Annotated in this window: 21 protein-coding genes; 18 read left to right on the top strand and 3 right to left on the bottom strand. The window is 67.0% G+C overall.

Annotated features, from left to right (window positions below; translation table 11 throughout):
• Positions 1–30 precede the first annotated feature (30 nt).
• The 14 genes from FJ386_04185 to FJ386_04120 all read left to right on the top strand — a co-directional run bounded on the left by FJ386_04185 (position 31) and on the right by FJ386_04120 (position 18860).
• Positions 31–2064: a penicillin-binding protein 2 gene (locus FJ386_04185; protein MBM3875904.1), complete on the top strand. Its 2034-nt coding sequence runs from the start codon at positions 31–33 to the stop codon at positions 2062–2064.
• A gap of 2 nt (positions 2065–2066) precedes the next feature.
• Positions 2067–3554: a UDP-N-acetylmuramoyl-L-alanyl-D-glutamate--2,6-diaminopimelate ligase gene (locus tag FJ386_04180; GenBank protein ID MBM3875903.1), complete on the top strand. Its 1488-nt coding sequence runs from the start codon at positions 2067–2069 to the stop codon at positions 3552–3554.
• On the top strand, positions 3551–4291 hold the full coding sequence (locus FJ386_04175; protein MBM3875902.1) for an SIMPL domain-containing protein: 741 nt from the start codon (positions 3551–3553) through the stop codon (positions 4289–4291). The genes FJ386_04180 and FJ386_04175 overlap by 4 nt, the downstream gene beginning before the upstream one ends.
• Positions 4292–5677 (top strand): UDP-N-acetylmuramoyl-tripeptide--D-alanyl-D-alanine ligase, encoded by a 1386-nt coding sequence (locus tag FJ386_04170; protein MBM3875901.1) that lies wholly within the window; start codon positions 4292–4294, stop codon positions 5675–5677.
• A gap of 17 nt (positions 5678–5694) precedes the next feature.
• The gene (gene mraY, locus FJ386_04165; GenBank protein ID MBM3875900.1) at positions 5695–6840 is read left to right on the top strand and encodes a phospho-N-acetylmuramoyl-pentapeptide-transferase; all 1146 of its coding nucleotides are present in this window, start codon (positions 5695–5697) and stop codon (positions 6838–6840) included.
• A 189-nt stretch (positions 6841–7029) separates the two neighbouring features.
• Positions 7030–8469, top strand: coding sequence for a UDP-N-acetylmuramoyl-L-alanine--D-glutamate ligase (gene murD, locus FJ386_04160; protein ID MBM3875899.1), 1440 nt, complete (start codon positions 7030–7032; stop codon positions 8467–8469).
• A 96-nt stretch (positions 8470–8565) separates the two neighbouring features.
• Complete coding sequence (locus FJ386_04155; GenBank protein ID MBM3875898.1) at positions 8566–9393, top strand: LysM peptidoglycan-binding domain-containing protein; 828 nt, start codon at positions 8566–8568, stop codon at positions 9391–9393.
• Between the two features lie 147 nt (positions 9394–9540).
• Positions 9541–10677 carry a putative lipid II flippase FtsW gene (gene ftsW / locus FJ386_04150; GenBank protein ID MBM3875897.1) on the top strand — a complete coding sequence of 379 codons (1137 nt, stop codon included), beginning with the start codon at positions 9541–9543 and terminating at the stop codon, positions 10675–10677.
• A gap of 2 nt (positions 10678–10679) precedes the next feature.
• Positions 10680–11876 carry an undecaprenyldiphospho-muramoylpentapeptide beta-N-acetylglucosaminyltransferase gene (gene murG, locus FJ386_04145; GenBank protein MBM3875896.1) on the top strand — a complete coding sequence of 399 codons (1197 nt, stop codon included), beginning with the start codon at positions 10680–10682 and terminating at the stop codon, positions 11874–11876.
• Positions 11720–14305: a UDP-N-acetylmuramate dehydrogenase gene (gene murB / locus FJ386_04140; GenBank protein MBM3875895.1), complete on the top strand. Its 2586-nt coding sequence runs from the start codon at positions 11720–11722 to the stop codon at positions 14303–14305. Before murG ends, murB begins: the two co-directional genes overlap by 157 nt.
• Positions 14306–14395: 90 nt before the next feature.
• Positions 14396–15301 (top strand): D-alanine--D-alanine ligase, encoded by a 906-nt coding sequence (locus FJ386_04135; GenBank protein ID MBM3875894.1) that lies wholly within the window; start codon positions 14396–14398, stop codon positions 15299–15301.
• A 56-nt stretch (positions 15302–15357) separates the two neighbouring features.
• Positions 15358–16323 carry an FtsQ-type POTRA domain-containing protein gene (locus tag FJ386_04130; GenBank protein ID MBM3875893.1) on the top strand — a complete coding sequence of 322 codons (966 nt, stop codon included), beginning with the start codon at positions 15358–15360 and terminating at the stop codon, positions 16321–16323.
• Complete coding sequence (gene ftsA, locus FJ386_04125; GenBank protein ID MBM3875892.1) at positions 16316–17542, top strand: cell division protein FtsA; 1227 nt, start codon at positions 16316–16318, stop codon at positions 17540–17542. The genes FJ386_04130 and ftsA overlap by 8 nt, the downstream gene beginning before the upstream one ends.
• A gap of 19 nt (positions 17543–17561) precedes the next feature.
• Entirely contained in the window at positions 17562–18860 is a 1299-nt protein-coding gene (locus FJ386_04120) for a hypothetical protein (GenBank protein ID MBM3875891.1), read from the top strand.
• Positions 18861–18865: 5 nt separating this feature from the next.
• Here FJ386_04120 and FJ386_04115 read toward each other — a convergent pair whose 3' ends face one another.
• On the bottom strand, positions 18866–19195 hold the full coding sequence (locus tag FJ386_04115; protein ID MBM3875890.1) for a cupin domain-containing protein: 330 nt from the start codon (positions 19193–19195) through the stop codon (positions 18866–18868).
• 130 nt (positions 19196–19325) lie between these two features.
• Between FJ386_04115 and plsY the strand changes: the two genes are divergently transcribed.
• Complete coding sequence (gene plsY, locus FJ386_04110; protein ID MBM3875889.1) at positions 19326–19958, top strand: glycerol-3-phosphate 1-O-acyltransferase PlsY; 633 nt, start codon at positions 19326–19328, stop codon at positions 19956–19958.
• Entirely contained in the window at positions 19955–20935 is a 981-nt protein-coding gene (locus tag FJ386_04105) for an NAD(P)-dependent glycerol-3-phosphate dehydrogenase (GenBank protein ID MBM3875888.1), read from the top strand. Before plsY ends, FJ386_04105 begins: the two co-directional genes overlap by 4 nt.
• Here FJ386_04105 and FJ386_04100 read toward each other — a convergent pair.
• Complete coding sequence (locus tag FJ386_04100) at positions 20904–21773, bottom strand: cobalamin biosynthesis protein CbiX (GenBank protein ID MBM3875887.1); 870 nt, start codon at positions 21771–21773, stop codon at positions 20904–20906. The genes FJ386_04105 and FJ386_04100 overlap by 32 nt on opposite strands.
• 38 nt (positions 21774–21811) lie before the next feature.
• Complete coding sequence (locus tag FJ386_04095; protein ID MBM3875886.1) at positions 21812–22834, bottom strand: DUF4912 domain-containing protein; 1023 nt, start codon at positions 22832–22834, stop codon at positions 21812–21814.
• Between the two features lie 89 nt (positions 22835–22923).
• On the opposite strand from FJ386_04095, the gene FJ386_04090 reads away from it, so the two are divergent.
• Together FJ386_04090 and FJ386_04085 are read left to right on the top strand one after the other, a co-directional pair.
• The gene (locus FJ386_04090) at positions 22924–23388 is read left to right on the top strand and encodes a RidA family protein (GenBank protein ID MBM3875885.1); all 465 of its coding nucleotides are present in this window, start codon (positions 22924–22926) and stop codon (positions 23386–23388) included.
• An 87-nt stretch (positions 23389–23475) separates the two neighbouring features.
• Complete coding sequence (locus FJ386_04085; GenBank protein ID MBM3875884.1) at positions 23476–24021, top strand: RidA family protein; 546 nt, start codon at positions 23476–23478, stop codon at positions 24019–24021.
• Position 24022: the final 1 nt, after the last annotated feature.

Here is a 24022-nt window from a genome sequence, read left to right as displayed (position 1 = left end):
GCCGTTCGCCCATGTGCCCGGTGGATTCGCATGGGGTTGGAGTTTTCACGTATTGTCCGGTCCGTCGCGCGCGCACGAGCCGTCTTCGTGCCCCGTCGACTGCCGGTCACTCGCGACAGGCTTCGCGCCCGACGACATTCTTGCCTTTGCCGCATGAAGCACCTCATGTCCTCGTCCGGTCGGCTGATTTTCCTGGCCTCGCTGCTGGTGCTGGGATTCTGCGGACTCGGCTTCCGGTTGGTTGAGCTTCAAGTGCTCCGGCACGGCGAATTGCGTGAACTCGCCGAGGTCAACACACGTCGCACACACTCCATCGAACCGCGCCGCGGCGACATCCGCGACATCAAGGGCAACCTGCTCGCCACGAGTCACGTTGTGAAGCACGTCGTCGCCAATCCCTCGCTCATTGGCGACCGCGCCGCCGACGTCGCGCGCGTCCTCGCCCCGCACTTGCGAATCCCGGAGGCTGAACTCGTCCGCAAGCTCACGCCCGTCTCGCAGCTTGATGACTCCGGCGTCGTCGTCACCAATCGCTGGGTCTCGCTCAAGAAAAAAGTCCCGCTCGAGTCGTGGAAGAGTCTGACTGCGGCGATGGCCACGCTCGACTTTGGCTACGATGAGAAGGCCGAGCGCAAGCTTCCCAAAGCCCAGCGGCAGGCGTTCGTCGCGATCCGACACAGGGCGATTTACGCCGAACAACCCGACCTCCAGCTGCGCGAGTATCCGAACCGTACCCTTGCCTCGCATATCCTCGGCTACACCGGCACAGCCGAGCGCAAGTTCAACAACCGCACTTACACCGACTATGTGGGGATGGACGGCATCGAACTCGCGCTCGACTCCAGGCTGAACGGTGTTCGCGGCTGGGTGCAGACCGCGGAGACACGCCGAGGGCAGGAAGTCGTGACGATGCGCCAGCAGGACGTCGAGCCGCGCAACGGATACAACGTGGTGCTCACCGTCGACTCCGGCCTCCAGCACATCCTCGAGTCCGAACTCGCCGCCGGCGTCAAGCGGCACGATCCCGTGGCCGCGCACGCCATCATGGTCCGCCCGCGCACGGGCGAAATCCTTGCGATGGCAACGATGCCCGACTACGACCCGAACCGCCCGGGCGACGGGCCAGCCGAGAATCGCCGCAACCGGCTCATCACAGACATCATGGAACCCGGCAGCACGTTCAAGGCGGTCACAATCGCCGCGGCGCTCGACGCGCAGCGCGTCACGCTCTCGGAGACCATCGATTGCGCGAACAACAAGTTCTTCTACGCCGGCAAGTGGCTTCACGAGCACGAGTCGCGCGGCTACGGCGTGATTTCCGTCGAGCAGATCATCGCCAAGTCCTCGAACATCGGCGCGGCGAAGATCGGCATCAAACTCGGACAGGAGAGCCTGCACGCCTCCATTCGCGGCTTTGGCTTTGGCAGCCAGAGCGGCATTCCACTCCGGGGCGAACAATGGGGCATCGTGCACCCGATCAAGGACTGGACACCGCTCTCCATCTCGCGCGTGCCGATGGGCCACGAGGTGGCTGTAACGCCGCTGCAGATGTGCATGGCGTTTGCCACGATCGCGAATGGCGGCAAGCTCATGCGCCCGATGCTCGTGGATCGCTTCGAGGGTGACCGCGGCCAGGTCGTCATGAAGATCCAGCCGCAGATCATTCGTCAGGCCATCTCTCCCGAGACGGCCAAGCTCATGACCCAGGCCCTCAAGGTCGTGGTCTCCACCAACGGCACCGCGCTCAAGGCCCGGCTCGATTACTACATTGTCGCGGGAAAGACCGGCACGGCGCAGAAGGCCGGGCGCAACGGCTACATGCCCGGCAAATACTTCAGCAGCTTCATCGGCTACTTCCCCGCCGACAACCCGGAGCTCTGCATCGCGGTGATCTTCGATGAACCGCACACCGGCGGTTACTACGGCGGGATCGTCGCGGCACCGGTCTTCAAGGGCATCGCCGAGCGCGCCGCCAATTACCTGAACATCCGGCCCGACCACGCGCCCGCGCAACCGATGGTGGTCTCGGGCCGGACACCTGCGCGCCCTGCCCGCGCCAACTAGCCATGCAAGTCCGGGAACTCGCCGCCCAACTCGCCCCGACGAAAGTCGAGGGCCCGCTGGATTTGGAAATCTCCGGCATCACCTACGACTCGCGTCGCGTCACCCCGGGCATGGTGTTCGTCGCCATGAAGGGTGCAAACGTGGACGGCCACGACTTCATCGCCCCGGCGGTGGCTCGCGGCGCGGCGGCGGTTGTCTGCGAGCGCAACGGTTTCGCGACCACGCGCACGGCTAAAATCATCGTCAGTGATTCCCGTGCCGCCCTCGCTTGCGCGTCGCTTGCGTATTTTGGTCGCCCGAGCTGCAGGCTCAAGGTCGCGGGCGTCACCGGCACCAACGGCAAGACCACCGTCACCTTCATGCTCAAGCAAATGCTCGAGGCATCGGGTGTGCGCACCGGTCTGCTCGGCACGGTCGGTTACGAAATCGGCGGGCGCATCCTGCCTGCGCCGCGCACCACGCCTGAATCGCTCGAGTTGCAGGACATGATGGCTCAGATGCTCCGCGCCGGATGCGGCGCGTGCGTCATGGAAGTCAGCTCGCATGCGCTCGACCAGCAACGCGTGGCCGGCGCCGAGTTCGACGTGGGCATCTTCACCAACCTCACGCGGGACCACCTCGATTACCACCGGACGATGGAGGACTACTTCGCCGCCAAGCTGCGGCTCTTCACCGGATGGCCGCACGGCGCCAAGCGCGGCGTGTGCGTGACGAACGTGGATGATCCGTTCGGCGCGCGAATCGCACGGGAGACCAACGCCCCGGCGACGCTGGGATTTGGCCTGTCGAACCGTGCAGACATTCGTGCGGCAAACATCCGGCTCGGCCGCGCAGACACGGCGTTCGAACTGCACGCGAACGGCGCCGCGCACCCTGTCCGCATGCCACTCATCGGCCGGCACAATGTTTACAACGCGCTCGCCGCGGTCGGCGGAGCGCTCGCGCTCGACGTCCCGACGGCCGCCGTGCTCAAGGCGCTCCGCTCGATGCGCGCCGCGCCCGGCCGGCTGGAGCCCGTCGAGTGCGCGCAGCCGTTCGCCGTGTTTGTGGATTACGCCCACACGGACGACGCGCTGCGCAACGTGCTCACGGCGTTGCGCGACGTCACCACGGGCCGTCTATTGCTCGCGTTCGGCTGCGGGGGCAACCGCGACACGGGCAAACGCGCCAGGATGGGCAAAGTCGCCGCGCAGCTCAGCGACGCCTGCATCATCACAAGCGACAATCCGCGCAACGAGCCGCCCGCCGCCATCGCCGTCGCCATTCAGGAGGGCTGGCACGCCGCGCGCGCGGATGGTTACCACGTCGAACTCGACCGGCGCCGCGCCATCGACCAGGTGCTCGCGATGGCCCGACCCGGCGACACAGTCCTCATCGCCGGCAAAGGCCACGAGACCTATCAGGAGATCCAGGGGACGGTCGCCCCGTTCGACGACAGGCTGCACGCGCGCGAAGCCCTCGAAACCCTCGGCGCGAAAGGAACCCGATGACGGAACCCCGCTCCCATCTCTTCGGTGTCGTCGCCGGTCTTGCCCTCGCCGCGGGGCTCGTCCTCTCGGCGATGATCGCGACGCGCGCCTGGATCAAGATTCACGAGACGCACTCGATCGCGGTTACGGGTTCCGCCCGCAAAAACATCCGCGCCGACCTCATCGTGTGGAAAGCCTCGTTCCTCTCCGAGGCCAAGTCCCTGATCGAGGCGCAGACCGCGTTGAAGGCCGACTCCGCGAAGGTGCTTGCGTTTCTGCAATCGCGAGGCGTCACCGACGCGGTCTTCCAGCCCATCAAGATCGAGGAAGTCCGCGGCCGCGAGTTTCGCGACACCAAGGGTAATTTCGACGAGCGCACCTTCAGCTACCGGTTGACGCAGCCCGTCGAAATCCGTTCCACCGATTTGGACCGGGTGATGCAGATGGACCGAGAGTCCGCGTCACTCGTCGGCCAGGGGGTGCTCTTCACCGCCGCCACGCCGCAATTCATCTACACGAAGGCCGGCGAGACGAAGATCGAAATGCTCGGGGAGGCGACGAAAGACGCCCGCGCCCGCGCCGCGCTCATCGCGCAACAGGGCGGCAGCCGAATCGGCGGCTTGCAATCCGCCAGGATGGGCGTGTTTCAGATCACACCGTTGCATTCCTCGCAGACCAGTTGGGAAGGGATGAACGACACAACCTCGCTCGAAAAAACCGTCACTGCGGTTGTCACAGCGACTTTCTCGCTCAAGTAAATGGACCCACGCACGTTGAACTACATCGCGGACGCCTGCGGGGGAGAACTGCTGCGAGGCATCGGAAGCGGGCTTGCCCGGCACATCTGCACCGATTCCCGCCGTGTGCGGCCGGGCGACATCTTTCTCGCGATCGCAGGTCCTGCGATGGACGGCCACACGTTTCTTGCCGAGGCCGCGGCGAAGGGCGCTTCCGCGGTCATCATCGCAAAGTCGAGGGATTCCGCCGCGGCAGGAAGCGCCGCCGTGATCGCCGTCGAAGACACACGCCACGCTTACGGCCGGCTTGCGGCACGCTACCGTCAGGATTTCGCGCTGCCTGTCGTCGCGGTCGGCGGCTCCAACGGAAAGACCACCACCAAGGAACTCATCGCCGCGGTGCTGCGCGAGAAGTTCAAGACGCTCGCGAGCCTCGCGAGTTTCAACAACGACATCGGCGTGCCGGCGACGCTGCTGCAGCTCGAATCGTCCCACACCGCGGCCGTGTTTGAAGTCGGCACGAACCATCCCGGCGAACTCGCGCCCCTGGTGGCGATGATCCGGCCGCGCCTCGGCGTGGTCACAAGCCTCGGCCGGGAGCACCTGGAATTCTTCGGCGACCTCGACGGTGTCGCGCGCGAGGAGGGCGCGCTCGCTGAGTTGCTGCCCCCGGACGGCACGCTGTTCGTGCACGGCGACAACCCCGGCATGGACGCGATCACGGCCCGCGCCAAGTGCCGCGTCGTGCGCGCCGGATTCGATGCGCGCAACGACTGGCGCGCGGAGAATGTGCGGCTTGAGGAAGGCGGGACAGTCTTCGCGGTGAAGTCGGCACAAGCTGGATTCAACGGCGACTGGCGGTTCGGGCTGCACGGGCGGCATCAGGTCATCAACGCCCTTTTCGCCATTGCCATCGGCGCGGAGTTGGGCGTGACCGCGGCGCAGGCGCGGCATGCGCTCGAGCATTGCGCGCCGCTGAACATGCGGCTCGAGACTTGGAAAGCCGGCGACATCACGGTGCTCGACGATTCCTACAATGCGAACGCGGACTCGATGCTCGCGGCGTTGCGGACGCTGCGCGAAATGCCGTGCGCGGGGCGCCGCGTGGCCGTGCTCGGGGACATGGCCGAGTTGGGCGCGCACAGCGCCGCGGCCCACGCCGAGGTCGGACGTGGAGCCGCTGAACTCGGGGTTCGCGTGCTGTTCACCACCGGCAAGTGGGCCGCCGTGATGGCCGAAGCCGCGAAGTCCGCCGGGCTGAAAAACGTGTTCGTGTTTGAAAATGTTCCTGACGCCGCGCAAGCCGTCCGTGCCGAGGTGAAGCCGGGCGACCGCGTGTTGCTGAAGGCGTCGCGCGCGACCCGCCTCGAGCGCGTGTCCGCGGTGCTGAAGGCGGACCGGGACTGAACCCCGAGCGATGACGAATGTTCTACTACTTGAGCCAATGGTTGCTGGACGCCGTGAACGGCACGGTGTGGGCCGACTGGCTGTCGCCGTTGCGCGTGTTCCGCTACATCACGGTGCGGAGCGCGGGCGCGGCGATCACGGCGCTGGCGTTGAGCTGGTGGCTTGGCCCGAAGGTCATCGCGTGGCTGAAGGAGCAGAAGTTCGGGCAGAATTACGCGGACCGCGCGCAGGAGTTGGGCAACCTCAGGACGCGCACGACGGACAAGGTCGGCGTGCCGACGATGGGCGGCGTGTTGATCGTGGTGGTCGTGGACTTGACGGCGCTGCTGTGGGCGCAATGGAACGCGCTGATCGTGCTCACGCTGGTCTCGATGCTCGTGCTCGGGGCGCTGGGCTTCTGGGACGACTACTTGAAGATCACGAAGAGCAACGCCGCCGGCGCGGCCGAGGGCGTGAAGCTCGTGGTGCAGTTCTCCCTCGCGCTGTTCATCGCGCTCTATCTTTTCCGCATGCCCGAGACACGCGACCTCGTGGCAAAGGTGATGGTGCCATTCCTGAAGAACGAATTGATGACCAACGCGATCGCGGGCGTGCTCATCACGGTCTTTGCGATCGTGGGCAGCTCGAACGCGGTGAACCTGACGGACGGTCTCGACGGACTGGCGATCGGCTGCACGGTCATCGTGACGATGGTGTTCGTCGTGTTCACCTACATCGCGGGCAACGCGGTCATCTCCAAGTATCTCGCGGTGCCGTATGTCGCGGGCGCGGGCGAGTTGACGGTGTTCTGCTCGGCGCTGGTCGGCGCGGGGCTGGGATTCCTGTGGTTCAACTGCCACCCGGCGCAAGTGTTCATGGGCGACACGGGTTCGCTGGCGATTGGCGGCGTGCTCGGGATCATCGCGGTGCTCATCCATCAGCCGTTCGTGCTGGTGATTGCCGGCGGCGTGTTTGTGATCGAGGCGGCCTCCGTGCTGGTGCAGCGGAGCTGGTTCAGATACACGCGCCGCAAGTTCGGCGAGGGCCGCCGGATCTTTCGAATGGCGCCGCTCCACCACCACTTTCAAATGCTCCAATGGCATGAATCACAAATCGTCACCCGTTTTTACATTGTGGGTTTGCTCTTCGCGGTGGTCGCGCTGAGCACGCTCAAGTTGCGCTAGTGAAACTGAAATCCAGCATGGGCACGAAAGGGCACGAACTCCACTGGGCCGGCGTCCCGAGGTATCGGGACGCCGCCCGCTTCATTCAGGGAGCGTCTGAACTGTGTTCGCCAGAACACGCCTGCTACATTGCCCGCCTATTCGTGTCCCTTCGTGCCCGTGCTGTGAAGCCGCCCCGCGGCCGCTGACATGCCCTCCCACGCCAACCAATCCGTGCTCGTCCTCGGCCTCGGGTCGAGTGGACGGGCCGCGTGCCTCATGCTCAAGGCGCACGGCGCGCGGGTCACTGCCGTGGACAGCGCGGACACGCCGGCGTTGCGCGAGACGGCCGCGCAACTCGCCGCCGGGGGCGTTCGCGTGGAGTTGGGCGCGACGATTCCGCCGGTGGGGCATTTCGACCTCGCCGTCTTGAGTCCCGGCGTGCCGTCGACGCTCCGTCTGGTGAAGGACCTTGCCGCGCGCGAGGTGCCGCTCATCAGCGAGCTCGAGCTCGGCTACCAGCACACCGTCTGCCTGAACATCGCCATCACCGGCACCAACGGCAAGACCACCACCACCGAGCTTGTCGAGCGCGCCCTCACACACTCCCACAAACACACGCTTGCCGCCGGCAACATCGGCACGCCCGTGTGCGACATCGTCGGGCGCACGCGGGAGCTGGACTACCTCACGGTCGAGGTCAGTTCGTTCCAGCTCGAGGGCATCCAGCACTTCCGGCCGTCGGTCGCCGTGCTGCTCAACATCACACCGGACCACCTCGACCGCTACGCGAGCATGGCCGATTACGTGCGGACCAAGGCGCGGCTTTTCGAAAACCAGCAGCCGTTCGACTGGGCCATCGTCCAGAGCGAGGCGCTTGCGCAACTGCGGTCGCTCGGGTGCAAGGTGCCGTCCAAGACGCTCACGTTCAGCGCGAACAACCGCCGCGCCGACATCTGGATGGACCGCAGCCTCCTCATCAGCCGCATCGAAGGTTGGGAGGGGCCGTTGCTCGACATGGAGCGCACAAAACTCCGCGGCCAGCACAACGCCGAGAATCTGATGGCCGCGCTTGCGGTGGGCCGGGTCCTCCGGCTGCCGCTCGAGCTCGTGGTCGAGTCGCTCTGCTCTTACCAACCCGGCGAGCACCGGTGCGAACTCGTCGCCGAGGTCCATGGCGTGAAGTTCATCAACGACTCGAAGGCCACGAACCTCGATGCCGTGGCAAAGGCGCTCCGCTCGATGCCTGCCTCCCGGCCTGGCGAGCCCAACGTGTGGCTCATCGCCGGGGGACGCGACAAGGGATTTGATTTTCACGACATCGGGCCGCTGCTGGCGCACCGTGTGCGCGAGGCATTCCTCGTCGGCGAGACCCGCGCGAAACTGCGCGCGGCGTGGAGCCTGTTTACACCTTGCGCCGTCAAGGACACGCTGATAGAAGCTGTGTTCGGCGCGGCAGAAAAGGCGGAACCCGGCGACGTCGTGTTATTGTCGCCGGCCTGTTCGAGCTTTGACCAGTTTCAAGATTACCGACAGCGGGGAGAAGTGTTTCGACAGGCAGTCAAACAGTGGGCCCGGGCTACGGATGGTGGCGCATCCGGGACGGGCCCCATTTCTGGTGGAGCCCCCAAGCCCGCATCACCACACTGACGCCACAGGACAGACGCCAGACAAACTATCTATGACAATTTGCGCCAGGACTGCCCGTCCGGCGGCAAACGCAGCAACACCCAACACACCCCAACCATGAGCACTCCAAATCCCATCAACCCCCAAGGCTCCCTGCTCGAGCAGAAAGCCCGCAAGAAGCCCAACCTGCCCATCGTCGTCATCATCTTCCTGGCCATCCACGCCATCGTGCTGGGCGGCATCCTGATGAGCGGCTGCAAGAAAGACGACCCCGGCACGCCGGGCACAACGGGGAAGGGAAACACCGGCAGCCTGCCGCCGATCAACACGAACGACTGGCTCCAGCAGCCGCCGACGCCGATCACGCCGGCTTCCAATCCCGTCGTCATCCCGACGCCGATCGCCCAGCAATCCAACACCGCGGTCATCACGCCGCCAACGCCCATCGTCGTCACGAACGCGGCGCCTCCGCCACGGACCACCGCCAGCGAGATTCCCGTGGCGACGCCATCCTCGCACGTCGTCGCCACGGGCGATTCCTTCTACAGCATGGGCAAGAAATACAACGTGCCAATGAAGGACATCGAAAACGCCAACCCCGGTGTCGATCCCAAGAAGCTCAAGCTCGGTCAGAAGATCAACATCCCCGCGCCCGCCGCGAAGGCGCCCCCCGCCGGAACCTCGAACGGCGCCGGCAAGGCCGCCGAGCCCGGCACTTACGTGGTCAAGTCCGGCGACCGGCTCGAGAAAATCGCCAGGGCCAACAACACCACCGTCGCGCGCATCAAGGAGGCGAACAACCTCCCGACCGACACCATCAAGGTCGGCCAGAAGCTCATCATCCCGCAGGGCAACGGCAAGAAATCCAACGGCACACCTGCGCCCGCGCCCGCGCCCGCGCCCGTGCCCGAGGGCGGCGTCATTCCCCCGCCGAAGAGCCCGTAGCCCGACAAACCCAGCGCAACTTCGGGAGAAACTGCCTCGCAACATGAAACGCTCGCGACGCAATCGAAACTTGACGCAGATCCCGGGGCCGGGTGTGTCCCCGATCCGCCGTCTTGCCCCGATGCGCCGCGCCTCCTCGGACCACGGTTGAAAGCCATCCCGACCCTCGTCATCAGCACCTGCGGACTGCTCGTCCTCGGGCTTGTGATGCTCTACAGCTCGCGAATGGCGGACAAAGGTGCGCACTTCATGCTGCTTCAGATGGCGTGGGCGGGCGTTGGAATCTTCGCGTGCGTCATCGCCGGTGCGACCGATTACCAGCGGCTCCGCAGGTGGAGTTGGGTGTTCCTCGCCATCGCCGTCATCATGCTCGTGCTCGTGCTCTTCCCAAACATCGGCAGGAAAATCGGCGGCGCGCGGCGCTGGTTCAGCTTTGGCCCGGTGAACTTCCAGCCGTCCGAGTTCGCCAAGCTCGCGCTCATCATCGGGGTCGCCGCGTATTGTGACTGGCAACGCCGGCACATGGGCGAGTTCTGGCGCGGCATCGCCTGGCCTTCGGCCCTCATCGGCTGCGTGCTCCTCCTCATCTTCATCGAGCCGGACCGCGGCACGACGATCCTCATGGGCGCGGTCACAGGCACGATGCTCATCGTCGCGGGCGTGAAGCTGCGGATGGTCATCCCGCCGCTCCTGCTCGCCGCGGGCGGGATCGCGTGGTCCATCTACCACGACCCGGTGCGCATGGCCCGCGTGGAGAGCTGGCTCAAGCTGATCCAACTCGACCCCGACGTGCGCATCACCGACGCGGACTGGCAGGTGTGGCAGGGCTTGCTCGCGTTCGTCGCTGGCGGCGTCGATGGCGTCGGGCTCGGCGAGGGCCGGCAGAAGCTCGGCTTCATCCCGGAGCATCACACCGACTTCATCCTGCCCGTCATCGGCGAGGAACTCGGTCTGGTCGTCACGCTCGGGGTGGTCCTCGCGTTCATCGCGCTTTTTTGCAGTGGTGTCTGGATCGCGTGGCGGGCGCGCGACACGTTCGGCCAGTTGCTCGCGTGCGGCGTCACGTTCCTCATCGGCTTCCAGGCGTTCATCAACATCGCCGTCGTCACGAGCATCCTTCCGAACAAGGGGCTGCCGCTCCCGTTCATCAGCTACGGCGGCTCGAACCTCCTCATGACCCTCACCGCGCTCGGTGTGCTGATCAGTGTCGCGCGGCAAATCGAGTCGCCACTCCCGCTGGTGCAGCCCACGCCCAGCCGCGCCTTGCCACTGACCACCACCTAGCCATGACCCCGGCGCCCGCCAAGCCGTTTGTCGCCCTCGCCTGCGGAGGCACCGGCGGGCACCTGTTCCCCGGCATCGCCGTCGCCACCGAGCTTCGAGCCCGCGGCGCGGATTGCGTGCTGCTCATCTCGCGGAAGGACGTGGATCACGAAGCCGCGCGCACCGCGCCCGAGATCGAAGCTGTCGCGCTCCCGGCCGTCGGGTGGGACTGGCGGCACCCGGTCCGCTTTGCGGGCGCCGCGTTGCGCAGCCACGCCGAGGCGCGCGGACTTTTCAAGCAGCGCAAGCCGTCTGCCGTGCTCGCGATGGGAGGGTTCACGAGCCTGCCCGCGGCCGTCGCCGGCCGTCGTGGTGGCGCCAAGATTTTCCTGCACGAGTCCAACGCCGTTCCCGGCCGCGCGAACCGCCTTCTCTCGCGCATCGCGGACGAGGCGTTCACCGGCTTCGACTCCGCAGCCGCGCAACTTGCCGCGACGCGCGTCACGCTTACGGGCACGCCGGTTCGCGCGCAATTCCAGCCGCAGGATTCCGCTGCCGCGCGGGCCGCGCTTGGGCTCGACCCCTCGCAGCCCGTGTTGCTCGTGATGGGCGGCAGCCAGGGCGCGCGCGGGGTGAACGACCTCGTGCTCGCCGCGCTCCCCGCGATCACGGAGTCCGCGCCCGGATTGCAACTCGTCCACCTCACCGGCCCCGGCGACGAACCGAAGGCGCTCGCCGCGCTCGCGAAGCTGCGCGTTCGCGCCGTCGTGCGGCCCTTCTTTGCGCGGATGGAACTCGCGATGAGCGCCGCCACCGTCGCCGTGTCCCGCGCGGGCGCCTCCACGCTCGCGGAACTTGCCGCGCTGCGCGTGCCGTCCGTGCTCGTGCCATACCCGCACGCCGCCGACAATCACCAGTGGTTCAACGCGCGTGCGTTCGAGCGCACGGGCGCGGCCCGGATGTTGTGGAATCACCACGCCACGCCCGCGGACCTCGCGCGGACCGTTCTCGAATTGCTCGCGCAGGCCGCCGCGCGGGACGCGATAAGTTCCGCCCTCGCGCAATGGCACCAACCCGGCGCCGCCGCGCGCATCGCCGGGCGGATTCTTGCCGCGATCGGCCTGGCCGTCGACGCCCCGCGACCCGCCGCCCCGCAGCGTCCCGGCTGCAGCGGCGACCCGGGCTTGCTCCGCGAAACACTCCTTCACACCGCGTCATGATCCGACTCACCGCCCAGGAAGTGAACGCCATCCTGCACCGGGCCGACCCGGTGGCGACGGTGTATCTCGTCGGCATCGGGGGCAGCGGCATGAACGGCCTCGCGCACCTGTTGCTCGACCTCGGCCACCAGGTCGTGGGCTCGGACCTCGTCGAGAACGACGAGATGCGGCAGTTGCGTGCGCGCGGCGCGAAGCTCTTCGTCGGCCACAACGCCGCGCAGATCATCGCCGCGAAGCCCTCGCTCGTCGTCCATTCCAGCGCGATCCCGAAGGACAACGTGGAACTTGAGGCCGCCTTGCAACGTCAGATCCCCATCGCGCGCCGCGCGGTGATGCTCGCCGCGCTGTTCCACCGGCAGCGCGGCATCTGCGTCGCGGGCATGCACGGCAAGACCACCACGGCCGGCATGCTCGCCTTTGCGCTCGATCAACTCAAGGTCCAGCCCAGCTACGCCATCGGCGCGGTCGTGCCGCAACTCGGCCGGCCCGCGCACTTCGTCGGCGCCGATCAATCGCCCGTCGCCGCCGGCGTGGTCGCGCGCGAGGACGCGCCGCGTCGCGGGCACGGCCACGAAGTCCGGCCCGAGCGGTGGTTTGTGATCGAAGCCGACGAGAGCGACGGCACGCTGTGCGAGTTCCACCCCGAGCACTCGATCGTGCTCAACGTGGACGAGGAGCACCTCGATTATTTCTCGAATTTCGAGGCGATCTGCGGCGAGTTCCAGCAGTTCGCCGAGCAGACGCGCGGCAAGCTCGTGTTCTGCGCCGACGACCCGCAGCTCGTCACGCTGCTCGCGCGCCGGCCCAACGCCGTGTCCGTGGGCTTCAATCCGCTGGCGATGTATCGCATCGAGCCAAAGCCGCCGGCGGCGCCGCGGGGCAAGTCCGCCGCGGTGCTCACGGCATTCGAGCTGTGGCATGAGGGCGAGACCCTCGGCGAATTCACGCTCCATCTTGCCGGCGAGAAAAACGTGTCCAACGCCGCGTGCGTGATCGCGCTGCTGGCCGAGATGGGTTTTCGTCCCGCCGAAATCGACGAGGCCATCGGCGCGTTCAAGGGCGCGCTCCGCCGCCAGCAGGAGTTGTTCAGCGACGAGAACTTCCGGCTGTTTGATGACTACGGTCACCATCCGCGCGAAGTGCAGGCGACGTTGCGCGCGATGAAATCGCTGACGAGCGGACGGCTGCTGGTCGCGTTCCAGCCGCACCGCTACTCCCGCACGCGCCACCTCCTCCGGCAGTTCGCGACGAGCTTCGCGATGGCCGACCGTTTGTGGATCGCGGAGGTTTATGCGGCCAACGAGCCGGAGATCCCCGGCGTGAACGGACTGGCCTTCGCTGAGGCGGTGCGGGCCGCGGGGCAATCCGCCGAGTTCGTGCCCGTGCTCGCCGACCTGCCCGCGCTCGTGCGCAACGCGATGCAACCCGGCGATGTCGCGCTCTTCCTCGGCGCGGGCGACATCACCCAAGCCGCCCATCTTATGGCCGGAAAACTCCGTGACGAGACGCCGCCCTCGCACCGGCAGACCCTCGCCGACCTTGCCGCGCGCCTTGCGCCGGGCACGGTCGTCCGCGCCAACGAAACGCTCGCCAATCGCACCACGCTGCGCGTCGGCGGCAAGGCGGATTTCTTCGTCGAGCCCGCGAGCGAGGCGGAGCTTTCAGACGTCCTGAATTTCTGCCGCGAGCGGTCGCTGCCCTTCATGCTGCTTGGGCGCGGCTCGAACCTGCTCATCCGGGACGGCGGGATTCGCGGCGTTGTGATTTCACTCGGCCACGCGTGTTTCAGCAAAGTGCAGGTGCAGGGCGAGCGGCTGCGCTGCGGCGCGGGGGCGCGGCTTCGGAGCGTGGCGAACGAGGCGAGGCGCCATGGCATCTCGGGGCTCGAATTCATCGAGGGCATCCCGGGCAGCGTCGGCGGCGCGCTCCGCATGAACGCCGGCGCGATGGGCTCCTGGACGTTTGATGTCGTCGAGAGCGTGCGCTTCATGGACTACGAGGGGCAGATTCACATCAAGCCCGTGAGCCAGCTCGACGTGGCGTATCGCTCGTGCCCGATGTTACAGACGCACATTGCGCTCGGCGCCGTCTTCAAGGGCCGCATGGCTGCGCGCGAGGACATCGTGAAACGCATGACCGAGTGCCAGCAGCGCCGGTGGACGTCTCAGCCGCGCAATCCGAGCGCCGGGTGCATCTTCAAGAACCCGACACCGATGCCCGCCGGCAAACTCATCGACGAGCTCGGCCTGAAGGGCCGGCACGTCGGCGGCGCGATGGTCAGCGATGTGCACGCCAACTTCATCGTCACCGAGCCCGGCGCAAAGGCGTGGGATGTTTTGCAATTGATCGAAGTCATCAAGCAGCACGCCCGCGAGTCGCGTGGGATTGAGTTGGAGACCGAGGTGGAGATCGTGGGCGAGGATGTGTGAAGCGCCGCGTCTCGCCGGTCGCGCCTCGCACGGCCTGAGGCTGGAGAGTGGGGCCGGGATTCCGGAAGAGTTGGGGCAGCGGGGCAGAACATGGGCAAGAAACGCAACATCACCGTGATGCTCGGGGGACCGGGCTCGGAGCGCGAGGTGTCGCTCAACAGCGGCGCCGCCGTCACGCGGGCGCTGCGCTCGATCGGGCACACCGTCCACGAACTCGACCCTATCGCGGCGGGCTGGACGCTTGCGCCCGGCACGGAGGTCGTGTTTCTGGCGCTCCACGGCACTTACGGCGAGGACGGCACGGTGCAGGCGCAACTCGATGGACTCGGAATCCCCTTCACCGGCTGCGGCGTGGAAGCGAGCCGCACGGGCTTCGACAAGGTGCTTACCAAGCGGCGTTGCATCGAGCACGGCGTTCCCACCGCGCGGTTCGCCGTGTTCCAGTCCGCCGACTCGCCGTGGCCTGCGGGATGGCAGGCGCCCGTCGTGCTCAAGCCGGTGCGCCAGGGGTCGAGCGTCGGCCTGCAGTTTGTGGACCGCGCGGAGGATTTTCCCGCCGCGCTCAAGGCCGCGTTTCGTTTCGACAACGAAGTGTTGATGGAGGAGCGCATCGCCGGGCGCGAAACCACGGTGGGCATTCTCGACGGCCGGCCGCTGCCCGTCGTCGAGGTGCGGCCGAAGGCGGGCCGCTACGATTACCAGACCAAATACACGGCGGGGACCACGGAGTATCTGTGCCCCGCGCCCTTCGACAGCGCGACGACGCAGCGCATCCAGCGCTCGGGGCTCGGGGCGTTCCACGCCATCGGCGGCCGGGATTATGCCCGCGTGGACGTGATGGTGCGCGACGACGGCAGCCCCGTGGTGCTCGAGGTGAACACGCTGCCCGGCATGACCGAGTTGAGCCTGCTGCCGAAAGCGGCCGCCGCCGCGGGGATCGATTATGCAACCTTGTGCGACCGCATGATCGAACTGGCATCGAGCCGGACGCGGTGAGTCCCACGACCGTGAACACGCCCCGCGCAACCGCCGGCACTCGAAACTGACACGCCATGTTCTGGAAACGCAATCGAAGCAACGCGCGCCACCGGCGCGACCACGTGCTCGACGTGAAGCTGCACCAGCAGCAGGCGGGCGCGGTCGCGGTTCGATTCGCGGGCCGGGCGCTCACCGCCGTGCTCGGCGCCGCGCTCGTGCTCGTGGTGCTCTGGCAGGCCGGCGCCTACGCGCTCGACGCGCTCATCTATCGGAATCCCGCGTTCGCGTTGAAGACCGTTGACGTGCATTGCAGCGGCGCGCTGCTTCCGGAAGTCGTCGTGCGTTGGGCCGGGGTGAAGCCCGGCGAAAACCTGATGGGCCTGGACTTGCGCCGCATCAAGCGCGATCTCGAACTCCAGCCGATCGTCGACTCGGTGGCCGTCGAGCGCGTGTTGCCGAACATACTGCGTCTGCGCGTGACCGAGCGCGAGGCGGTGGCCGTGATTTACGACGTGCGGCCCCGGGCTTCGGGCGCGGGCATGGCCGCGGAGCCGTTCTTCCTCGATCCCGCCGGCATCGTTTATCCCGTGCCCGCGCCGCACATCACGAAGGAGCCGCTTTTCCCGCTCGTGGGCCAGTTGCCCGTCCTCACGGGCGCGGCGGGAGTCGAACTGCGCGCCGGCCAGCCGGTCTTCTCACCCAAGCTCCGGTCCGCGCTGCGATTGCTCTCGCTCTTCGACGAGTCGGAGATGGCCTCGGCCACGGACATCCGGCGGGTGGATTTGAGCGCGCCGGAAGTCCTCCTCGTGACCACGGGGCAGGGCAGCCGCGTGACGTTTGCCACGACGATTCCGCCTGACACGCAAATCCGCCGGTGGCGCACGATCCACGAACTCGGCGCGCGCAATAACAAGGCCATCGCCACGCTCGACCTTTCGGTCACCAATCATCTTCCCGCGCTCTGGGTCGAGGCTTCGCGGGCGCCCGCCCCAACACCGAAGTCCAGCAAGCCTTCGCGAACCAAAAAGAAAAATGTTTGATTCCTCACCCTCAGTCCTCGTCGGCCTCGAGATCGGCACCTCGAAAATCTGCGCCGTGGTCGGCGAGGTTTCGGACGACAACGTCGTCAACATCATCGGCGTCGGCCAGCACCCGTCCACCGGCGTGCGCAAGGGCGAGATCGTTGACTCGGCCGCCGCCGCCGCGGACATCCGCGCCGCGCTGTCGCAGGCCGAGGAACACGCCGACGTCGAGATCCGCTCCGTGGTGCTTGGCGTCACCGGGGCGCACATCCATGGCTTCAACAACCACGGCCAGCATCCCATCGTCAGCGCCGACCGGCTCATCTGCGCGGACGACGTGCTGGACGTGGTGAAGAACGCGAAGGCCACCGGCCTTCCCGCCGAGCACTGCGTCCTGCACACGATCCGCCAGCATTTCACCGTGGATGGGCAGCACGGCATCGTGTCGCCCGTGGACATGGTCGGCGCGAAGCTCGAAGTGGACATGCACGTGGTGCACGCGCATTACAACCGGCTGCAGAATCCCGTGAACGTGCTCGAGGGGATGCAAATCCAGTTGCAGGGCGCGCCGGTCTTCAACGGGCTCGCCTCCGCCCTTTCCGCGCTCGACATCGAGCAGAAGGACAGCGGCGCCGTGGTGCTTGACCTTGGCGCGGGGACGACGGAATTCGTCGTCTATTCGCAAGGAGTCGTCCGCCACCTCGGCGTGCTCGCAGTGGGTGGCGACCACGTCACGAACGACCTCGCCTACGGGCTGAAGGTCCCGCAGGCGCGCGCCGAGGCGCTCAAGCTCGCGCACGGCTGCGCCGTCGTGGAGCCGTCGGCCCGGGGCAAAACGATCGCCCTCACGAGCGAGTCCGGCCATGCGGGACGCGACATCCATGTCGAACATCTCCAGCGCGTGATGTCTGCGCGGCTCGAGGAAACGTTCCAACTCATCGCGGCGGAATTGGACAAGGAGCGGCTGCTCGATCACCTCGGCGCGGGCGTCGTGCTGGTCGGCGGCGGCGCGCACATCCCGCGCATCCACGAACTCGCCGAGCGGGTTTTCCAGGTGCGCGTCTCGCCGCGGCACACGCACACCGTCAATGGCGTGAAGACCGTGCTCGATGCGCCCGAGTTCACCACGGCCATCGGGCTCGTGAAATACGGCTCGATGCAAGCGCAGCGGGCCGAGCCCGGCGGCTGGTTTGTCCGAGTCTTCGGCGAAACATTCGGCGCGCTGCTCGGTCGTTGACCCGCAATTCATCCCATCCATGAACCCGGAATCCCCACTCACCTCGAATCCGCCGGCCCAACGCGCTCTCGCTGTCTCGGTCCTCGGCGTCGGCAGCGCCGGATGCAACGCCCTCGAGCCGTTGCTCGGCGCCGGACTTGAATCGGTCAGATTCGCCGCGCTGAACACCGACGCGCTCGCCCTGTCCCGCTCGAACGCGCCCCTGAAACTCCCGCTCGGGGTGAAGGTCACCCGAGGACTCGGCGCGGGTGGCGACCCGGAGCGGGGACGCGCGGCGGCGGAGGAGTCGCTGCCGAAGTTTCACGAACTGATTCAGGGCTCGGACTTGGTCTTCATTGCCACCGGGCTCGGCGGAGGCACGGGCACGGGTGCGAGCCCAGTCCTCGCCCGCGCCGCGAAGGAGACCAACGCGCTCGTGCTCGCCGTCGTCACGCTGCCGTTTGAATGCGAGGGCGGCCGCCGCCGGCACATCGCGCAGCACGGGCTCGAGCAGTTGATGCTCGCCTGCGACGGGGTCATCTGCATGCCGAACGAGACGGCGCAACGGCTCCTGGACGACCAAACGTCTGTGATGGAAATGTTCCGAACGACCAACGGCCTGCTCGCCGACGGCGTGAGCGGCATCTGGCGGATGCTGACGCGGCCGGGGTTGATCAACATCGATTTCAGCGACCTGTGCTCCGTGCTGCGGCGGCGGCACGCGTTGTGCCGGTTTGCCACGGCCAGCGCCGCGGGGCCGAACCGCGCCCGCGAGGTGTTCGAGCGCCTCATGGCGAATCCGCTGCTCGAAGGCGGCGAGCTCCTCACCAACGCGGACGCGCTGCTCGTGAGCATCGTCGGCGGTCCCGGCCTCACCATGGCCGAGATCAACCGCGTGATGGATCAGATCAACCGCCAGTGCGACGGCGTGCATCTCGTCCTCGGCGCCGCCGTGGACGATTCCCTTGCGGACAAACTGTGCATCACAGTCGTCGCCTCGCGCGTGGCCCCGCAAAACCGTGAATCCCCGGGAGCGCCTTCCCCGGCTAGGGCGCATCCGCCGGCCGAGGACTTCTCGTCCATCCTCGAGCCGACCACATCCGTGCGTCCGCCCGTGCGGACCGTGCCGCCCGCGCCCGAGTCCACGCCCGAGCAAGTCGCGGCGCTCACCGGCACGGGGACAAAGCGGGCCAAAGGCAAGCCTGGCAAGCCGCAGCAGATCGCACTGCCGCTGGAAATCGTCTCAAAGGGGCGCTTCGAGAAAAGCGAGCCGACCCTTCGCAACGGCGAGGACCTCGACTTCCCGACCTACGTCCGCAAGGGCATTGTCCTGAACTGAAACGCTCAGGCGAGCGTCAGCGGTCCGTCAAAGACGGTCAGGCTCACCACTTCCGTGCGGGCGAGGTGCGGTCCGTGCTTCACCCCCTTCGGCGCGTGGAACAACGTGCCGCTCGAATACACCGCGCCGGATTCTTCCCACTCGCCCGTGAGAACGTAGGCCCACTCATTCGCGAGCGGGTGCGTGTGCGCCGGAATTTCCGCGCCGGCGTGGAATTTGCGAAGCACCGTCAACCCACCCGTCGCCTCGTTCTTGTGGAGCACGCACAACTCGACGCCCGGATACGGCCCCGGCATCCACGGCTTGTCGCCAGCCAGCACGGTGATGGGAAACATGCGCCGATGAAACGCGCCCGCCGGATGATTGCAAGTCCGCAGTCGGCTGACCGCGCGGGACCGGCAAACTTTGAACTTTGAACTTTGAACTTTGAACTCCTACCTTCGTCGCGTGGACCCGCTCGCCCTCATCGTGACTCTGGTGGCCGCGTATCTGCTCGGTTCCATCCCGACGGGATTTCTTGTGGCGAAGGCGCGCGGCGTGGACATCCGCGCGGTCGGCAGCGGCAACATCGGCGCGACGAACGCGTTCCGGGTGCTTGGCGCGGCGGCAGGTTCATTCGTGCTCTTCGTGGATGGGCTCAAGGGTTGCGCCGCGAGCGCGTGGGCTTCGGGCCTCGTGTTCGAATTCGTCGCGGGCCGTGGCTCCGCCCCGGCCTCGACGCGGGACGCGGTGGCCATCCTCGCTGGCATCTCGGCGATCCTGGGCCACAACTACACCTGCTGGCTCGGTTTCAAGGGGGGCAAGGGCATTGCGACCAGCGCCGGCGTGTTCTTTGCGCTGGCGCCGCTCGCCGCGGGCATCGCGCTTGGCTCGTGGGTGGCGGTGTTTGTGGTCTCGCGGTTTGTCTCGGTCGCTTCGCTCGCCGCATCCGTGGTTCTGCCGGCGGCGGTTTGGTTTTCCGACGCGGGCGCGCTGCTCAAGTGGGTCACGACCGCCGCGGGCGCGCTCGCGATTTACAAGCACCGCTCCAACATCGAGCGCCTGCTCGCGGGAACCGAGAGCCGAATCAGCTTCACTCAAACGGGTCCGTCGAAATGAACATCACCGTCCTCGGTGCCGGCGCATGGGGAACCGCGCTCGCCCGCATTCTCGCGCTGCGCGGACACCGCGTCGTGCTTTGGGATTTCTTTCCCGACGCCGTCGAGGCGATCCGCGCGACGGGCCGCAACGAACGCTATCTGCCCGGCATCGAGCTGCCGCCCGGCCTGCGCGCCGAGCCGGATGGCGCGCGCGCGGTTTCCGATGCCGAACTTGTCGTGGTGGCCGCGGTGTCCAAGGGCTTCCGCAACGTCACTCAAACCCTTGGCGGATTCGGAGGCATCGTCGTCAGCGTCACGAAGGGCATCGAGATCGGGACGGGCAAGACGATGACGGACATCCTCGGCGAGAACGCGCCGCGTGCGCGCGTCGTGGCGATGTCCGGACCCACGCTGGCCCTGGAGGTCGCGCGCGGCGTGCCCACGGCGATCGTGGCGGCGAGCACCGACGAGGCGGCGGCGCAGACCGTGCAGTCGCTCTTTCACAGCCCGGCCTTTCGCGTTTACACGAGCGCGGATGTCCACGGCGTCGAGCTCGGCGGCGCGCTCAAGAACGTCATCGCCATCGGCGCGGGCGTGTGCGACGGCCTGGGCTTCGGCGACAACTCGAAGGCGGCGCTCGTCACGCGGGCCATCGCGGAACTGCGGCGGCTTGGCGTGGCTTGCGGCGCCCAGGCGGACACGTTTTCCGGCTTGAGCGGGATGGGTGACCTGATGGTGACGTGCTTCTCCAAGCTCAGCCGCAACCGCGGTTTCGGCGAACGGCTCGGCCGCGGCGAGAAGGCCGAGGACATCGTTGCGAGCATGACGGCGGTTGCCGAGGGGTATCCGACCGCGCGCTCGGCCCGCGAACTCGCGCGGCGTCACGGTGTCGACACCCCCATCATGCAGGAAGTCCACGCGATGCTCCATGAGGGCAAGGACGTGCGGCAGGCCGTGCGCGACCTCACCGGGCGAGAGTCGAAGGCGGAGGATTAGCCGCTGCCTCGCGCACGCGCTCGAGGATGACGTCAGCGATATGCGGTTCGGTGCCGACACTGGAGCCATACCACAGGAGCTTGCCGTGGCGCCCGGTCGGATTGCGCCATGTGGGCTGGCCGGACTTGAACCGCTCCTTCACGACGCGCTCTGGTTCGCCGAGCAGCACCGGGATGTCCTCGTAGCTGTGCAGCCCGTCGCTGATGAAGAAGGGAACCACCACGAGGTTCCGTGCCTCTGCCATCTGCCAGCAGGAGGCAATGCGCGGCTCCTCCTCCATGAAAACGGCGTGAACCTCTGCGAATGGTCCGAGTGCGCGGATACGCCCGACCTGCCGCTCGATGGCTTTGCGTGAATTCTCGTTGTTGCCGGTGCCATGCCCGGCGACGAACAGCGCCGTGTCGCGGTCCGCGGGTCGCCGCGGAAACGGATGCGCGTCCACGACTTCGCGCGCGCGGGCGAGGATGACGCCCGTCATGGTGTCGTGAGTCCCGACCGGGCCGCAGTAGTGAATCGTTTGTGTCGGAGTCCGGCGCGTGCGCGGAAATCCCGCCTCGGTGGAAGGCGCAAAGCCCATCTCGCGCGGCAGCACGTCCTCGGTGAAGTAGCCTTCGCTGATGAACAGCGGCACGATGAAGACGCGAGATGCAAACACGCCGCGGAGCGCACCGGCCCAATGCGGCTCCTGCTTCCAGAAGGTCTCGACCACTTGGGCAAACGTGCCGCGCCGGCGCAATGCGTCGGCGTGTTGAAAGGTGGGCGCGGCCGAATCGGCGTTCAGCGTCGAGCCATGCCCTGCGAGCACGAGCGCGGCGTCCGTCAGGTCGGGATTCGGCATGGCCAATCGTTAACCCGGCGCGCGCGTCGTCGCAAGCATCACGCCACCTTCGCGGCGGCGGCGGACGAAAGCGCGCCCGGCGTCTCGTCGGCGAGCCTGCGTTTCACGAGCTCGGTGATGTCGAGGGAGCCGACCCACACACGGCGCACGGCGTCCATTGTCACCACATCGGCGAGCGCTTGTTCCTGCGCGGGCGTGAGCTCAGGCGGCGCCGCGGGGTGCGAGGCGGATTGGGCGGCGAAGACCTCGACGGGCGGGAGTTGCGGGAACTCCGGCCGGAGTTGTTCGAGCGCTTCGAGCAGCGGGACGTGCGCGGAGACGGCGGCCTTCACGACACCGAGGATTTGGTCGAACGGAACCGCTGCCGGGAGATTTGCGAACCGGACGGTCGTGTCCCCACTCATCGCATCGGGCGGTGTGAGCGCCGGGCGTGAGGTCGCCACGGGGGTCCACGTGCCCGCGGCGTCGCGGTAGCCGAGTTCCGCGATGAACCGCGTGCCGCCGCGGCCGACGAACACAAACCAGCTTTGCGACTCGGGATGCACGTGCTGCGTCACGAGCGGTTCGCCCGCGACGCGGTCGGCGAAGACGCGCAACACGAGGTGACCGTCGGCGGAAAGCGCGTTCAACCGTCCTAGGTGCTCGCGAGGGAAATCCCAGTGGGCGTAGAGCCAGTGCGGGTCGCGCGCGGTGAGCAGCAGTTTGTGTGTGCCGTAGGACTCGGGCAGTTCGCCTGTTTCATCAAGCCGCGCCGCGTGCGCGGGCGGCGCCGAGGGGCCGAGCGAATATCGCGTTCCGGGGCCGCTCGCGGAAACCGGGCGCGCCGGTTCATCGCCTTCGAGCAGAAGGCGCGGCACTTCGATCACCGGCTTGCGCGCGCGCGGTTTCGAGGCCTTGAACAACCGGCGCTGGGCCGCGCGGCGCTTTGCAGCGGGCTCCGGTTTGGCCGGGGTCTTGGGAGTTTTCTTCCGTGTGTCGTCCGATTTCATGATCGGGGAGGCGGGGCTCTGCGGGAATGGCGAAATGCCCACGAACAGGGACGGACTATTGGCAGGCGCCATTCATCGCGCAATGGAAAAGTCTTGCCCGGCTGATGTTACGACACGATTGTCACCCACGCGCCTCCAGTTAGGCCGCGTCAAAGATCAACATGAGCGCCGAAGCCCGTCTGCGCGAACTACGACTTCAACTTCCACCCGCGCCCAAGCCCGTGGCGGTTTACAAGCCCGTCGTGATCGTGGGCACGATGTGCTACGTCTCCGGCCACGGCCCGCTCAAGCCCGACAAATCGATGATGACCGGCGTTGTCGGGAGGGAAGTGGACCTCGCCGGCGGACAAGCCGCCGCGCGGCAGGTCGGCCTTGCGATCCTCGCCACGCTTCGCAATGAACTTGGCTCGCTCGACCGCGTGAAGCGCCTCGTGAAAACGCTCGGCATGGTGAACACCGCGCCGGATTTCTACGATCACCCGAAGGTCATCAATGGATTCAGCGAACTCATGCGGGATGTCTTCGGCGAGGATGCCGGCGTCGGCGCGCGCAGCGCAGTCGGCATGGGGCCGCTGCCGGGGAACATCTCGGTCGAGGTCGAATGCATCTTTGAACTCGACGCCTGAATCCGCGTGAACACGTCGTCCTCGTCCCCGCATGGGACTCACTTCGCCGCGGTGCTCTTGAGCCTGGCATTTTGCGGCTGCATCTCCATGGATGTGACGCGCGAGACCCGGACCGCATCGAGCACGCGGCCGACAACGAAGACCTCGGCAGCATCGAAGCCGGAGGCGCCTTCCGCCGAGGCCCGCCTGCTGGAACTGGGCCTCAAGCTGCCCGAGGCGAACAAACCTTCCGCCACGCTCACGCCGGTCGTGATCACGGGTAACCTCGCATTCGTGTCCGGACACATTTCGCGCGGTGCCGATGGCAAGGCCATCACGGGCCGCGTGAGTGAGGAACTCACTGTCGCCCAGGGCAAAGATGCCGCGCGACAGGTAGGCCTCGCCGTGCTCGCCTCGTTAAAGCAGGAACTCGGGAGCCTCGACCGCGTCAGGCGCGTGGTGAAAGTGCTCGGCATGGTGAACAGCCCCGCCGGCTTCAAGGACCAGCCGCAGGTGATCAACGGCTTCAGCGAGCTGCTCATCGAAGTCTTCGGCAGGGAGCGCGGTCTCGGCGCCCGAAGCGCGGTCGGCGTCGCCTCGCTGCCCGGAAACGTGGCCGTCGAGATCGAGGCGATTTTCGAGATCGAGCGCTGAG

Source organism: Verrucomicrobiota bacterium (assembly GCA_016871675.1).
Lineage (GTDB): Bacteria > Verrucomicrobiota > Verrucomicrobiia > Limisphaerales > VHCN01 > VHCN01.
The sequence above is the reverse complement of the archived record's forward strand: the minus strand, read 5'-3'. Positions and strand labels throughout refer to the sequence as shown.